The sequence below is a fragment of the Nocardia neocaledoniensis genome (assembly GCF_003182135.1).
In the GTDB taxonomy this organism is placed as follows: domain Bacteria; phylum Actinomycetota; class Actinomycetes; order Mycobacteriales; family Mycobacteriaceae; genus Nocardia; species Nocardia neocaledoniensis.
The window spans coordinates 138076-151636 of the sequence record NZ_QGTL01000001.1 but is presented as its reverse complement, the minus strand read 5'-3'; the positions used below and the strand labels follow the sequence as shown (position 1 = coordinate 151636).

Here is a 13561-nt window from a genome sequence, read left to right as displayed (position 1 = left end):
TGCCCTTCTCCCGACGCGGCGGATCAGCCATTGCTGTGACCCCTGCCGCCATGTTATGCATATTGTCAACAATCCGACAATAGACAATCAGGGGAGCGTTCATGACCGCGTTGTCTCCCGTCCTGAAGCAGGCCACCCCCGTCCAGGTCGACCACGGCGCGGGCTGCTACCTCTACGACACCGACGGCCGCCGCTACCTGGACTTCACCGCGGGCATCGGCGTCACCAGCACCGGTCACTGCCATCCCGCCGTGGTGGCGGCGGCGCAGGCGCAGGTCGCGCGGCTGATCCACGGTCAGTACACGACCGTGATGCACCGGCCGCTGCTCGAACTCACCGAACGCCTCGGCGCGGTCCTGCCCGAGGGGCTGGACGCACTGTTCTTCGCCAACTCCGGCAGCGAGGCGGTCGAAGCGGCGCTGCGGCTGGTCCGCCAGGCCACCGGCCGGCCGAATGTGATCGTCTTCCACGGGGGTTTCCACGGCCGCACCGTCGCCGCCGCGACCATGACCACCTCGGGCACGCGCTTCTCAGCGGGCTTCTCGCCGCTGATGTCGGGCGTGCACGTCGCGCCGTTCCCCACCGCGTACCGGTACGGCTGGACCGAGGAGCAGGCCACCGACTTCGCGCTGCGCGAGCTGGACTACCTGTTCGCCACCCTCACCTCGCCCGCCGAGACCGGGGCGTTCGTCGTCGAGCCCGTCCTCGGCGAGGGTGGCTACATCCCCGGCAACACCCGGTTCTTCCAGGGCCTGCGCGAACGCGCCGACCGGCACGGCATCCTGCTCGTCGTCGACGAGATCCAGACCGGCTTCGGCCGCACCGGAAAGTTCTTCGGCCACCAGCACTTCGGCGTCCGGCCCGACGTGATCACCATCGCCAAGGGGCTGGCCAGCGGGTTTCCGCTCTCGGGCATCGCCGCCTCGCGCGAGCTGATGGCCAGGGCCTGGCCCGGCTCGCAGGGCGGCACCTACGGCGGCAACGCGGTGGCCTGCGCAGCCGCCGTGGCCACCCTCGAGGTGATCGAGTCGGAGGGTCTGGTCGACAACGCCGCCGCGCGGGGGACCCAACTGCTGTCCGGCGCACGGGAACTCGCCACCAAGGCGGTCGGCGACGTGCGCGGGCTCGGCCTGCTCGTCGGCTCCGAGTTCACCACGGCGACCGGCGAACCCGACACCGAGACGGCGACTGCCGCCCAGCGGCTCGCGGTCTCGAAAGGGCTGTTGCTGCTGACCTGCGGCGCGCACATGAACGTCGTGCGGATGATCCCGCCGCTGATCGTCACCGACACCCAGATCGAGGACGCGCTGGCCATCTGGTCCGACGTACTCGCCGAGCTCTAGGCCACCGCGCCGGGAAGCAGGATCCGATGGCCCGCTACATGAGTATCACCCTCACCAAGGCCGGCGTCACCTGCCGGGCCCGGCTGCTCGACGACGAGGCGCCGGCGACGTGCGCGGCGGTGTGGGACGCGCTCCCCCAGGAGGGCGACGCGTTCCACGCCAAGTACGCCCGCAACGAGGTCTACACGCTGGTGCCCCGGATCGGCGCGGCACCGCGACGCGAGAACCCCACCGTCACACCGATTCCCGGCGACGTGTGCCTGTTCGACTTCGAACCGTGGGAGATCGGCAACCCGGCCTACGGCTACGAGCCGGGGTCCGCGGCCCATCACGCCCAGGGCGCCACCGACCTGGCGCTGTTCTACGGCCGCAACAATCTGCTGATCAACGGCGACCTCGGCTGGGTGCCCGGCAGTGTGTTCGCCACCATCGAGGACGGCCTCACCGAGCTCGCCGCCGCCTGCAACGGGCTGTGGTTGCGCGGCGTCGAGGGGGAGACACTGGCCTTCGCCCGAGCGTGAAGTCCGCGGTGTCTCCGTGGCGCCGCCGGGCGGGCTCCGGCGGCGTCCTGGTGCACGCGGTGCCACCGACCGGCCGGGTCAGGCGCTCAGCACGTGTTCGGCGTGCCGGGCGACCGCGAGGACCAGGTCGTCGGAGTGCCGCGGCCCCACGATCTGCAACCCGACCGGCAGCCCGGTGCGGGTGCGGCCGACCGGAATGCTGATGGCGGGCTGCTGGGTCATGTTGAACGGATAGGTGAACGGCGTCCACTCCGGCCACCCGCCGAGTCCGCTGCCCGGGGGCACATCGTGCCCGGCGGCGAATGCCGTGCCCGGCATGGTCGGGGTGATCAGCACGTCGAAGGCCATGTGGAAGGCGCCCATGGTGATGCCGAGTTCGGCGGCCACGTGGCGGGCGTCGAGATACTCGACGGCGCCGACGGATTCGCCGCGCGCCCACACCGCGCCCAGCCCAGGATCGACCCGCGCCCTGGTGCCGGCGGGGTACTTCGACAGCATGGTCGCCGCACCCGCGGCCCACAGCGTCTCGAACGCCTCGCGCGGATCGGCGAAGCCCGGGTCGACGGCGTCGATGACGAGGTCGGCCGCGGCCAGCGCTTGCACGGCGGCGTCGACGATCTCGGCGACCTCCGGGTCGACGGTGGCGTAGCCGAGCGTGGCGGAATAGCCGACCGACAGGCCGCGGACATCGCGCTGCATCTGGCTGCGGAAGGTGGTGAGGGTCGGCGCGAGCGCGGTGGGGTCGCGCGGGTCGGGCAGCGAGAGGATGTCCATCAGCAGGGCCGCGTCCTCGACGGTGCGCGTCATCGGTCCGGCGTGGGCCAGAGGCCCGAACGGGCTGGCCGGGTAGAGCGGGATCCGGCCGTGCGTCGGCTTGAAGCCGACGATGCCGCAGAACGAGGCCGGGATGCGGATGCTGCCACCGCCGTCGGTGCCGACCGAGACCGGTCCCATGCCGGCCGCCACCGCTGCCGCGCTGCCGCCGGACGAGCCGCCCGCGGTCGTGCGCGGATCGGCGGGATTGCGGGTGATGCCGGTGAGCGGGCTGTCGGTGACGCCCTTCCACGCGATCTCCGGCGTGGTGGTCTTGCCGAGGAACACCATCCCGTCCTCGCGCAGGCGGGCTGCCACCGGGCTGTCCACCAGCCACGGCCCGGCCGCGTCGACGGAGGTGGAGCCACGCAGCGTCGGCCAGCCCTCGGTGAGGAAGATGTCCTTGATGGAGATCGGCACGCCGTCGAGCAGACCGCGCGGATTGCCGGAATGCCAGCGCGCCTCGGAGTCCTTGGCCTGCACCAGGGTCCGATCCGGGTCGACCAGGCAGAAGGCGTTGAGTTCGCCGTCCCGGCTCGCGACGGCATCGAGGCAGGCCTGCGTGGCCTCGACGGGGGACAGCTGCCCGGCGGCATACGCCGAGACCAGCTGGACCGCGGTCATGGCGGTGGGATCGGCGGGCGGGTCGAGGTCGGGCTGCGTCATGGCGGGCTCCTTCAGCCGGGCACGTACCCGAGCGTCTTGTCGACAACGTTGTGCAGCGGCCGACCGTCGGCCCATCGGCCGAAGTTGTCGGTGAACGCGCGGACGATCTCGGCGCGCCAGCCATGGAAATCACCCGAGTTGTGCGGCGTGAGAACCACATTCGGCAGATCCCAGAGTGGGTGTCCGGCAGGCAGCGGCTCCGGGTCGACCACGTCGAGCGCGGCCGCGGCGATGGTGCCGTGACGCAACGCGGCGACGAGATCGTCGGTAACCACGAGTTCCCCGCGGCCGACGTTGACAAACCTGGCGTGGGGTTTCATCGCGGCGAACGCGGTGGCGTCGAACATCTTCCTGGTCCGCTCGGTGAGCGGCGCGATCGCGACGACGTAGTCGGCGGCGGGGAGTTCGGCGTACAGGTCGGCGCTGACGGTGCCGAAATCCGGATCGTCGTCGCGTGCCCGTCGGCCCACCGCGCGCACCCGCATCCCGGCGGCGCGCAGCAGACGCGCGGTGGCCCGCCCGATCGAGCCGGTGCCGACGATCAACGCCGTCGCGCCCGCCACACGTTCGGACTCCCGGTGCCGCCATTCGTGCCTGCGTTGCAGGCGCATCGATTCCGGCAGATCCTTGGCGAAGGCGATGATCTGACCGAGCACGTACTCCGCGATCGGGCCGTCGAAGACGTTGCGGGTGTTGGTCACCACCACCTCGGAGGCGCGCAGCTCCGGGAACATCACCGGGTCGACGCCGACGCTGCCCATGTGCAGCCAGCGCAGCCGGTCGGCGGCGTGCCACGCGCCCGGCACGGCCGGACTCTGGAAGTCGTAGACGAACAACACCTCGGCGCCACGCAACGCGTCGGCGAGCCCGGCGGCCTCCGTGTAGCGCACCACGGCACGATCGGCGACGGGGGCCATGAGGTCCGATGCGGGCACACTGTCACGATGCAGGACGGTGACAATCGGCCCCTTTTCCACGTTGACACCGTACGAGCAGATCGTATGATTGTCAACAATCCGATCGTGTTCAGCGTCCTCGGAGGTCTGCCCGGCTGAGCGCGAGAGGGGCCACAGTGGAGTTCACCTTCCCGGAGATCGACGGGCCGGTGGCCCAACGGGGTATCGGCATCATCGCGCCGTTCGACCTGGCCCTCGAGCGCGAACTGTGGCGGTGGGCGCCGCTCGAGGTGAGCCTGCACCTGGCGCGGACGCCCTACGAACCCGTGCCGGTCTCGCTGGCCATGGCCGAGCTCGTCTCGAATCCCCTGCACCTCACCGCGGCCACCCACAACGTGCTGCACGTGGAGCCGGAAGTCGTGGCCTACCTGTGTACTTCGGGCAGTTTCATCCACGGCCTCGCCTACGAGCGTTCCCTGCGCGAGACCATCTGCCTGGCCGGGGCCCCCGACGCGGTGACCACCTCGGGTGCCCTGGTGGAGGCCATCCGGCACCTGAACATCACCCGGATGTCGGTCATCACCCCCTACGACGAGGTGCTCACCGGCCGCCTGCACGATTTCCTCGCCGAGGCCGGGTGCGCGACGATCCGCTCCGATCACCTCGGGCTCGGCGGCGGCATCTGGAAGGTCAACTACCGCACCATCGCCGAACGCATCCTCGGCGCCGACGACCCGCGCTCGGAGGCCATCTTCGTCAGCTGCACCAACCTGCCCACCTACGACGTGATCGAGCCGCTCGAACAGGCACTGGGCAAGCCCGTGCTCACCGCCAACCAGCTCACCATGTGGTCCTGCCTGGGCCGGATGAAGCTGCCCATGATGGGCCCGGGGAAATGGCTGGTCAATGTCTTCTGACCACGACACCCGCGATCGGAGAACGCGATGCCCGTAGCCACCGTCGGATTCATCTACCCCGACCACGCCGCCGAGGACGACTACCCGCGCGCCGCCGCCCTTCTCGACGCCGCGCTGCCGGTCGCCCACATCTACGGCACCGACCTGCACGCGATTCCCGAACTGCTCGATCTCGGCAGCCCGGAGAAGCTGCGTCACGGCGCCGAACTGCTGGCCGCCAGCGCGCCCGCGGCGGTCGTGTGGGCGTGCACTTCGGGCAGTTTCGTGTACGGGCCCGAGGGTGCGCGCGGCCAGGTCGACGGGCTGGCCGCGGCGGCGGGGGTGCCCGCCTCCAGCACCAGCTTCGCCTTCGTCGCGGCAGCGCGCGCCCTCGGCCTGCGCCGGGTCGCGGTGGTGGCCAGTTATCCGGACGAGGTCGCGCGGTTGTTCGTGGACTTCCTGGCCGACGCGGGCATCGAGGTGGTGTCGATGACGAGCGCTGGGATCGACACCGCCGCCGAGGTCGGCACACTCACCCCCGACGAGGTCCTCGCGCTGACGGTCGCCAACGACCATCCCGAGGCCCAGGGGCTGCTGATTCCGGACACGGCCATGCATACTCTCGAAGTGCTCCCGAAACTCGAGGCCGCGCTGGCCAAGCCGGTGCTGACGGCCAACCAGGTCACCATCTGGGAGGGACTGCGGCTGGCCGGGGTCAGGCCGGACGCCGCCGGCCTGGGAGCGCTGTTCGCCGAGGGAGGCCGCCATGTCGATCACTGACTTCGAACCGGTCAATCAGCAGTCGACCGCGGAGATGATCGCCGAGCGCCTGCGCGCGGCGATCATGCGGGGCGCGCTGGCGCCGGGCAGCCAGCTCGGCGAGACCGATCTGGCCGCCAGTTTCGGCGTCTCGCGCGGACCGGTACGCGAGGCGATGCAGCGTCTCGTGCAGGAAGGGCTGCTGTTCAGCATCCGCAATCGCGGCATCTTCGTCATCGAACTGGCCATCGACGACGTGGTCGACATCTACCGCGCCCGTACCGCGCTCGAGGGCGGCGCGCTCGAGCTCATCCTCGACGGCCGTCGCGAGATCGCCTATGCCGCATTGCGACCCAGTGTCGAGGCGATGCGCGAGCGGGCGGCGGCGGGTGACGCGCCCGGTGTCTCCGACGCCGACCAGGAATTCCACGAGGCCCTCGTCGGTGCGGCCGACAGCCCTCGCCTCGTCCGCGCCGCGCGCACCCTGCTCATCGAGACACGCATGTGCCTCGGCGCCCTGCAGACCACCTATCCCGACCTGCGCGACCAGGCGCGCGAACACGTCGAGCTGCAGGAGGCGATCGGCGCCGGACCGCCGGATCGAGCGCGCGCGCTGCTCGTGGAACACATGCACGACGCGGTCCGCCGCCTCCGCGACCGCTAGGACACGAGCCGCAGCGCGCGCCGCTGGCCGTCTCTGTGCGTCCGGGTTGGTTCAGTGGGGGAGGGGCAGGAGCTCCACGAGGGTGCCGCGGCCGGTCCCCGGGGGCAGGACGGCGAGGGCCTGGCAGCCGATGAGGCCGGCGAGGTGAGGTGTGTGGGCCGGCCCGGTGCTGCGCCAGACGCCGCCGATCTGCTGGTGAACCGGGACGATGCGGGTGGCCGAGCCCTCCATCACGCCGGCGTCGGAGAGCCTGCCCCACATGGTCGGACCGGGCGTGCGCTGGGTGAGTGCGTCGACCACGGCGGGGCCGACGGCGAGCAGTGCGGCGACGGCGGCCAGCGGATTGCCGGGCAGCCCGAGCAGCACGCGGCCGTCGGGCAGCTGGGCCACCAGCGTGGACCCGCCGGGCCGGATCGCCGCGCGCTCGACGACGATTCGCGCGCCGAGGTCGGCGAGCAGGGCGCGCAGGTGGTCGGCGGCGCCGCGGCCGGTGGCGCCGACCATCACCACGAGGTCGGCGTGCGATTTCAGCGACAGCCAGGAGCGCAGCAGGTCGCGTCCGTCGGCGAGATGCCACAGGCCGGTGCTCTCGATGTCGCAGCAGCGCAGGAACTCCGGCAGCACGGGGCCGAGCGAGTCCCTGGTCTCGCCGGCGCCGAGCGGGCCGACGGCGCGGATCTCGTCGCCGGTCATCACCACGTCGGCGCGCAAGGGACCACGCACGGTGACCGTCTCGGCTTCGGCGCTCAACGCGGCCGAGGCGAGCGCAGGCGAGATGCGCGTGCCGGCCCGTGCCAGTTCGACTCCGCTGTCCCAGTGCTCGCCCTGGCGCCGGGTGTCGTCGCGCACGGGTGCGCCGGGTGAACGCATCACCACCGGGTTGCCCGCCACGGTCGTGGTGACCACGTGCTCGTCGCGCAGGGTGGCGGTCGTGCCCAGCGGGGTGGCGGCGCCGGTCGCTATCCGTACTGCCTCACCGGGCGCGAGCACCACCGAACATCCGCGCCCCGCGTAGCGGACCTCCTCGTGCAGCCGCCACCACGGCCCCGGCCCGGCCACCGCGTAGCCGTCCATCGCGGCGCTGTCCACCCGGGGCAAGGGCGTCCCGGTGGTGAGCGCGGCGGCCAGTGTCGCGCCGACGGCATCGGCCACGGGCAGTTCCCGCACCCCGACCGGCCGCAGCCGCTCCGCGATCCGCGCACGCACCTCGGCCAGCCCACACCCCACCGCCGCATCGACCACACCCACGCGTGCGCTCACCACCACGTCCACCCTCCGCCCACAGTTCACCGACGATCCACCCCATCGTCGACACCCCCCATTACCTGCGATTTTCCCCCCAGTTGCCCCCCGATGACGATGTCCTCACCCCACCACCGCACCCCCGGTGCGGGTTCCGGGTCAGGGGGTGAGGCCTCGGGTGGTGAGGAGGACGCCGAGGTAGCCCAGTTCCTGGCTCTGGGATTGGGCCATGGCGCGGGCGGATTGTTTGACCGGGCCCGTGGGGAGGAGGGTGTCGGCGGCGCGGGCCATGGTGATGCCGCCGGCGTGGTGGCGGTACATCAGGCGCAGGAACAGGGTTTCGGCGTCGGGGCCGCGGGCGGCGGAGAGGGCGTCGAGGTCGGCGGTGGTGGCCATGCCGGGCATGGTGGTGGCCGAATCGTGGTGGTGTCCGGCGGCATTCGCCATCCAGGTCATCGGTTGCGACGCGGTGGGGGCCGCGTTCGCGAGCTGGGTCCAGCCGAGCAGGGTGCCCAGCTCCACCCGCTGGGCGTCGGCGATCTGCTCGGCCAGTCTGCGCACCGTGGGATCGGTGGCGGGATCGAGGCGTTCGGTGAGGATCAGCGCCTGCTGGTGATGGGCCGTCATGTCCTGGACGAACCCCAGTTCGGTCGCGCTGAGCACCGGTGCGGCCGAAGCCTTGTCGGGCACCAGCAGCGGCCGCAGGCCCGCGCCCAGCACCAGCAGGAACACCGCGACACCGAGTAGCCCGGCCGCGCGCACCGCCCGGTTCACGACCCGACCGTGGACTGCTGATCGGCGGGCGGGGTGTACACCTCGTTGTCGAGCCGCAACACCATGAACCCGTTGTCGGAACAGGTGACATAGAGCTGATCACCCCGCCACTCCGGCGGCGAGAAACACCAGTCGCTCGACATGTCGCCGAACGCGACATCGCCCGCCCGCGCCGTGAGCACCTGCGCCGGATCGAACAGCCCCTCCGCCATCGCCCGCAGCGCGGCGGGTGCGCTCATCACCGGCACCCCGATGATCGAGGCCAGCGCGTGCGGCGAATTCCACAGTTCCAGGTTGCGTCCGGTCCGCGCCGGCGGATTGAAGTACGCGATCTCGCGGATCGCGCGGGGATCGCGCACGTCGAACACCCGGATACCGGAGGAGATCCACCCGCAGGCCAGCGCCGTCGGATCGTCGGGCCGATCGGCCGCGCAGTAGTGCGATTCGTAGGAGAACGCCGAACCACCCATCGACGAACCGACATTGGCGTCGATGTTCTCCGGCAGATTGACCTCCAGTTTGATCTTGGACACGGCCCGCGGATCGGCGTCGTCGGAGACATCGAGCAGTTTCACCCCGCCGGAACCGCCCTCGTCGACGGTGAACACGTGCCGCACTCCGCCATAGGTCACCGGCACGCTGTGCTGGGTGGCCCAGCCGTCGCTCCAGAACGTCCGGCCCAGATGCGGCACCTGCGGATTCGGATCCCGCCGCTGTACCGCGCTCACATCCAGGACCGTGAATCCGCCGAGCGCGGAGATGTAGAGCCGGTTCCCGTCCGGGCTCACGCCGAGCCCGTGTGCCTCGATCCCGGTGAGGCCCTGCCAGATCACGCGCGGCTGAGACGGATCGGTCAGGTCGATCGCGCTGACGAATCCCGGCGCGATGCCCGAGGCCCAATAGGTGCGGCCGTCGGGCGAGAAGCCGCCCTCGTGGGTCGTGATCGGCAGCGGCATCAGCAGATTCGTGCCGGTGCCCGGATTGAGCAGGCGCGGATGCGCGCAGTCGGAGATGTCGTAGACCGACAGGTACCCGGCGCCGATCCCCACCGGCACGCCGGTCCCGACGAGGAGTTTGCGCGCGGTGTTGACCTTCAAGGTCTCCCAGGTCCCGGCCAGCATCGCCGGCTCGGTGAGGGTCGCGGTGAGCCGGGGATTCGCGGGATCGGACGCGTCGAGCACCTGCACGCCGGGATGCTCGCTGAGCATGGTGCCGGGGAAGAACGACCCGACGTAGGCGCAGTGCTCGAAACTGGTCGAGGTGATCCCGGCCCCGCGGCCGGTGTAGCGGCCCACCATCGACAGGTTGCAGCGGTAGCCCTCGGTGCTGCGTCCGCTGTCGCGGTCGCCCGCGGGGACGTCACCCTGCAGGCCGGTCTCGGGCAGGGACCCCGGGCCGCAGTCCGCGCGCGGGACCGAGGTCCGCCCGACCTCGAGGAACTCGCGGACCGTCCCGGCGAGGTCGGCGACCGGGTCGGCCGCCGCACCCGACGGCAAACCGATGGCTATCAACGCGGCCGTCGCCGCCAGCGCCGTCGCGCGCAGGTATCCGATCCGTCGACGCATCGAGACCTCCCCAACTCTGCGGGCCGGAGCTGACTCAGACAGTTGTCTCCGGTGTTTCGGATGGTAGAGCGTCAGACGCCACCGTGCGGGCGGTTTCCGGGGACCCGTGCGGCTCACGGCCCGCTTCCCGCCTCACCGTCCGGGAAAGCTGTACGGTTGCCTCAGTTTCGAATGGGTATACCTCTTGGGCCGTCTCCGCGACCGGAAAGGACTCGGATTCCATGTCGAACGATGTGATAGGGAGGTCCGGCGACGCGGACCGGACCGAGAAATCGGTAACCGGTGTGTCGCCGGACGAGCCACGGCGGGATCGGCCACGGCTGGACCGACTCGTCTTCAGTGCCACCGCGATCGGGGCGCTGGCGTTCGTCGCGTGGGGCGTGCTGGACGACAAGAGCCTGGCCTCCGCGGCCGGGAAAGCGCAGAAGTGGGTCATCACCAACACGGGCTGGCTGTTCGTCCTGGTCGCCACCGCGTTCGTGGTGTTCGTGATCTGGCTGGCGATCAGCCGCTACGGCCGGATCCCGCTGGGCGCCGACGACGAGAAACCCGAGTTCCGTACGGTCTCGTGGATCGCGATGATGTTCAGCGCGGGCATGGGCATCGGCCTCATGTTCTGGGGCGTCGCCGAACCGCTCTCGCACTTCGTGAACCCGCCGCCGCACACCGCCGCCGCGGGCAGCCCGGAAGCGGCCGAGGTGGCCATGGCCACCACGCTGTTCCACTGGACGCTGCACCCCTGGGCGATCTACGCCGTCGCGGGTCTGGCCATCGCCTACGGCACCTTCCGCAAGGGTCGCTCGCAGCTGATCTCCTCGGTGTTCCGGCCGCTGCTCGGCCGCCACGCGGAGGGCCTGGGCGGGCGCGCGATCGACATGATGGCGATCTTCGCGACGCTGTTCGGCTCGGCCGCCTCGCTCGGCCTCGGCGCCCTGCAGATCGGCGCGGGCATGGAGTTCAACGGCTGGATCGACGGCATCGGCAAGATCGGCCTCGTCGCCATCATCTCCGGCCTGACGGTCGCGTTCGTGCTGTCGGCGGTGTCGGGCATCGAGCGCGGCATCCAGTGGTTGTCCAACATCAACATGGTGCTGGCCCTGGTGATCGCGGCGTTCGTGTTCATCGCCGGACCGACCCTGTTGGTGCTCAACCTGATCCCCACCTCGATCGGCGACTACATCGAGATGCTGCCGACCATGGCCTCGCGCACCGGTGCGAGCGATGAGGCGATGCAGGCGTGGCTGTCGAGCTGGACCATCTTCTACTGGGCGTGGTGGATCTCGTGGACTCCGTTCGTCGGCATGTTCATCGCGCGGATCAGCCGCGGTCGTACCATCCGGCAGTTCGTCACCGGCGTGCTCCTGGTGCCCAGCGTGGTGAGTCTGCTGTGGTTCGCCGTGTTCGGCGGGGCAGGCATCTTCGAGCAGGGCAAGGACGGCGCGCTCACCGAGGCCGACGGATCCGTCGACTCCAACTTCACGCTGTTCCACCTGCTCGATCAGTATCCGATCGTCGGGGTCACCACGGTGCTGGTGATGATCCTGGTCGGCATCTTCTTCGTCTCGGGCGCCGACGCGGCCTCCATCGTGATGGGCACGCTGTCCGAGCGGGGCAGTATCGAGCCGTCCAAGCCGATCGTCATCTTCTGGGGCGCGGCGACCGGCGCGGTGGCGGCGATCATGCTGGTGATCGCCGACTCCGACGACCTCGGCGGCGCGCTCACCGGCCTGCAGGCGTTGACGACGGTCGTCTCGCTGCCGTTCCTGGTGGTGATGGCGGCGATGTGCGTGTCGCTGTACAAGGATCTGCGGGAGGACCCACTGATCCTGCGCGCCGACCGCGGCATCGAGCTCGTGGAGACCGCCGTCGACCTCGGCACCGAACAGCACGACGGTGACTTCTCGCTGGTGACCGAGCCGATGGAGGAGGTCATCGTGATCGAGAAGCCGGTCGATCTCGGCAACGGGCTGGACGCGGAGAAACCGCTGGACCGCAGCTAGGCCGCAGCCCGCTCCAAGGCCGCCGAGAGTTCCGTGCAAGCGAGACGGAGACGGTCACGCAGAACCTCGGCGGACTCGCTGATCGCCGCCTGGGCGCGCACGTATTCCGCGCGCCCGGGCGGCGTTTCTATACGCACCGGCTCGTAGCCGAGGTCGCGCAGATCGTAGGGGCTCGCGCGCATGTCGAGTTCGCGTGCGGTGCAGGCGAGTTCGAAGCAGTCGAGCAACAGGTCCGAGGAGATCAGTGGCGCGAGTTTGAAGCCCCACTTGTACAGATCCATGTTCGCGTGCAGGCAGCCGGGCTGTTCCCGCAACAGCTGATCGGCGCGCGTCAACGGTTCGCTGTTGCGGCCCACCGCCTCGGGGGTGAAGAAGCGGAACGCGTCGAAATGGGTGCAGCGCAACGACATCGACTCCACCACGGCGTCGGTCCCGGCATGCCCGAGTCGCAGCGGCACCTGCTGATGCCGCACCTCGTCGGTCCGGTACACCATCGCCCACTCGTGCAACCCGAAGCACGACAGCTGCGCCGGGCGCGCCGCGGTCGCGTTCAGCAGCCGCGCCACGAACTCGATGGTGTCGCGCCGCTTGGCCAGATACGCCGGATCGGCGGTGAACACCGCGTCACCCACCCGGTGGTACCCGCGCGCCCCGGCGTAGTCGTGCGCGTCGGCCATCCCGATCCCGAACCCCGGATGCCAGCGCCGCAACTGCGACGGCTTGTTCCCGTAGTAGGTGAAGAGAAAATCGATGACCGGATGCGTGGTCCCCGCCGCCCGCCGCTCCAGATAGGGCCCCACCAGCCGATCGAGGCGCTCCCGATGCGCCCGCGCCAGCGCCCGCCACCCGAGCGCGGGCAATACCCGCAGGTCGAGTGCGTGATCGGGGCTGTTGTGCGAGCTCACGTAGTCATTGTCCCGTACAGCTGTGTCCCCATCGATCCACCCCAACCCGGGGCACATGGGGCTCCGTGCCCCCTGTCGATCGGCTACCGCGGACAGAGCACCGGCTCATGAACCGGTCCGGACGGCGTCTTCACCCATCAGATGTTCGCGACCCCAGGCCTCCAAGGGCAGCAGAGCACTGTTGAGGAGCTCGCCCAGCGGGGTGAGGGAGTACTCGACGCGGGGCGGCACCTCGTTGTACACCGTGCGATGGACGATGCCGTCGGCCTCCAACTCGCGCAGCTGCGTGGTGAGAACCTTCTCGGTGACGCCGTTCACCGCACGGCGCAACTCGCCGAAACGGTGAGGGCGTTCGCTCAGCGGCCAGAGGATCATCATCTTCCATTTTCCGTTGAGTACCGACAGGGTGGCGTCGAGTCCGCATCGGTACGTGCCCGGCCTGCGTGTGATCGGCACGATGGTTCCTTCCTCTACCTGTTTGCTATCGCGCAAGTGCGTACCCACTTCACTGTGCGTA

General features: G+C 70.3%; 13 protein-coding genes. 6 read left to right on the top strand and 7 right to left on the bottom strand.

The annotated features are described in order from the left end of the window. The first annotated feature begins 101 nt into the window (after window positions 1-101). The gene (locus tag DFR69_RS00695) at window positions 102-1343 is read left to right on the top strand and encodes an aspartate aminotransferase family protein (RefSeq protein ID WP_110035441.1); all 1242 of its coding nucleotides are present in this window, start codon (window positions 102-104) and stop codon (window positions 1341-1343) included. 26 nt (window positions 1344-1369) lie between these two features. After that, on the top strand, window positions 1370-1864 hold the full coding sequence (locus DFR69_RS00690) for a DUF3830 family protein (protein WP_110035440.1): 495 nt from the start codon (window positions 1370-1372) through the stop codon (window positions 1862-1864). Between the two features lie 78 nt (window positions 1865-1942). On the opposite strand, the gene DFR69_RS00685 is transcribed toward DFR69_RS00690, so the two are convergent. Next, window positions 1943-3343 carry an amidase gene (locus DFR69_RS00685; RefSeq protein WP_208643881.1) on the bottom strand — a complete coding sequence of 467 codons (1401 nt, stop codon included), beginning with the start codon at window positions 3341-3343 and terminating at the stop codon, window positions 1943-1945. Between the two features lie 11 nt (window positions 3344-3354). Then, window positions 3355-4320 (bottom strand): D-2-hydroxyacid dehydrogenase, encoded by a 966-nt coding sequence (locus DFR69_RS00680; RefSeq protein WP_186817407.1) that lies wholly within the window; start codon window positions 4318-4320, stop codon window positions 3355-3357. A gap of 95 nt (window positions 4321-4415) precedes the next feature. On the opposite strand from DFR69_RS00680, the gene DFR69_RS00675 reads away from it, so the two are divergent. From DFR69_RS00675 to DFR69_RS00665, 3 genes are read left to right on the top strand one after another with little or no spacing between them, the layout of a single operon-like run. Next, window positions 4416-5156 carry a maleate cis-trans isomerase family protein gene (locus tag DFR69_RS00675; protein ID WP_110035438.1) on the top strand — a complete coding sequence of 247 codons (741 nt, stop codon included), beginning with the start codon at window positions 4416-4418 and terminating at the stop codon, window positions 5154-5156. A gap of 27 nt (window positions 5157-5183) precedes the next feature. After that, the gene (locus tag DFR69_RS00670; protein WP_110035437.1) at window positions 5184-5915 is read left to right on the top strand and encodes a maleate cis-trans isomerase family protein; all 732 of its coding nucleotides are present in this window, start codon (window positions 5184-5186) and stop codon (window positions 5913-5915) included. Further along, the gene (locus DFR69_RS00665) at window positions 5902-6558 is read left to right on the top strand and encodes a GntR family transcriptional regulator (RefSeq protein WP_110035436.1); all 657 of its coding nucleotides are present in this window, start codon (window positions 5902-5904) and stop codon (window positions 6556-6558) included. Before DFR69_RS00670 ends, DFR69_RS00665 begins: the two co-directional genes overlap by 14 nt. A gap of 51 nt (window positions 6559-6609) precedes the next feature. Here DFR69_RS00665 and DFR69_RS00660 read toward each other — a convergent pair whose 3' ends face one another. From DFR69_RS00660 to DFR69_RS00650, 3 genes are all read right to left on the bottom strand, one after another. Continuing rightward, window positions 6610-7818 carry a molybdopterin-binding protein gene (locus tag DFR69_RS00660; protein ID WP_244198018.1) on the bottom strand — a complete coding sequence of 403 codons (1209 nt, stop codon included), beginning with the start codon at window positions 7816-7818 and terminating at the stop codon, window positions 6610-6612. Between the two features lie 141 nt (window positions 7819-7959). Continuing rightward, window positions 7960-8574: a DUF305 domain-containing protein gene (locus tag DFR69_RS00655; protein WP_110035435.1), complete on the bottom strand. Its 615-nt coding sequence runs from the start codon at window positions 8572-8574 to the stop codon at window positions 7960-7962. Next, window positions 8571-10139 (bottom strand): LVIVD repeat-containing protein, encoded by a 1569-nt coding sequence (locus DFR69_RS00650; protein WP_110035434.1) that lies wholly within the window; start codon window positions 10137-10139, stop codon window positions 8571-8573. Before DFR69_RS00650 ends, DFR69_RS00655 begins: the two co-directional genes overlap by 4 nt. 221 nt (window positions 10140-10360) lie before the next feature. Between DFR69_RS00650 and DFR69_RS00645 the strand changes: the two genes are divergently transcribed. Continuing rightward, window positions 10361-12139: a BCCT family transporter gene (locus DFR69_RS00645; RefSeq protein ID WP_244198017.1), complete on the top strand. Its 1779-nt coding sequence runs from the start codon at window positions 10361-10363 to the stop codon at window positions 12137-12139. On the opposite strand, the gene DFR69_RS00640 is transcribed toward DFR69_RS00645, so the two are convergent. Together DFR69_RS00640 and DFR69_RS00635 are read right to left on the bottom strand one after the other, a co-directional pair. Then, complete coding sequence (locus DFR69_RS00640) at window positions 12136-13008, bottom strand: 3-methyladenine DNA glycosylase (protein WP_110036050.1); 873 nt, start codon at window positions 13006-13008, stop codon at window positions 12136-12138. The genes DFR69_RS00645 and DFR69_RS00640 overlap by 4 nt on opposite strands. Window positions 13009-13149: 141 nt before the next feature. Further along, complete coding sequence (locus DFR69_RS00635) at window positions 13150-13500, bottom strand: winged helix-turn-helix transcriptional regulator (protein WP_110036049.1); 351 nt, start codon at window positions 13498-13500, stop codon at window positions 13150-13152. Window positions 13501-13561: the final 61 nt, after the last annotated feature.

What these genes read in the sequence shown, in the direction of transcription:
- DFR69_RS00695 (WP_110035441.1), top strand. Translation starts at nt 102, where the DNA reads ATGACCGCGTTGTCTCCCGTCCTGAAGCAGGCCACCCCCGTCCAGGTC.
- DFR69_RS00690 (WP_110035440.1), top strand. Translation starts at nt 1,370, where the DNA reads ATGGCCCGCTACATGAGTATCACCCTCACCAAGGCCGGCGTCACCTGC.
- DFR69_RS00685 (WP_208643881.1), bottom strand. Translation starts at nt 3,343, where the DNA reads ATGACGCAGCCCGACCTCGACCCGCCCGCCGATCCCACCGCCATGACC.
- DFR69_RS00670 (WP_110035437.1), top strand. Translation starts at nt 5,184, where the DNA reads ATGCCCGTAGCCACCGTCGGATTCATCTACCCCGACCACGCCGCCGAG.
- DFR69_RS00665 (WP_110035436.1), top strand. Translation starts at nt 5,902, where the DNA reads ATGTCGATCACTGACTTCGAACCGGTCAATCAGCAGTCGACCGCGGAG.
- DFR69_RS00650 (WP_110035434.1), bottom strand. Translation starts at nt 10,139, where the DNA reads ATGCGTCGACGGATCGGATACCTGCGCGCGACGGCGCTGGCGGCGACG.
- DFR69_RS00645 (WP_244198017.1), top strand. Translation starts at nt 10,361, where the DNA reads ATGTCGAACGATGTGATAGGGAGGTCCGGCGACGCGGACCGGACCGAG.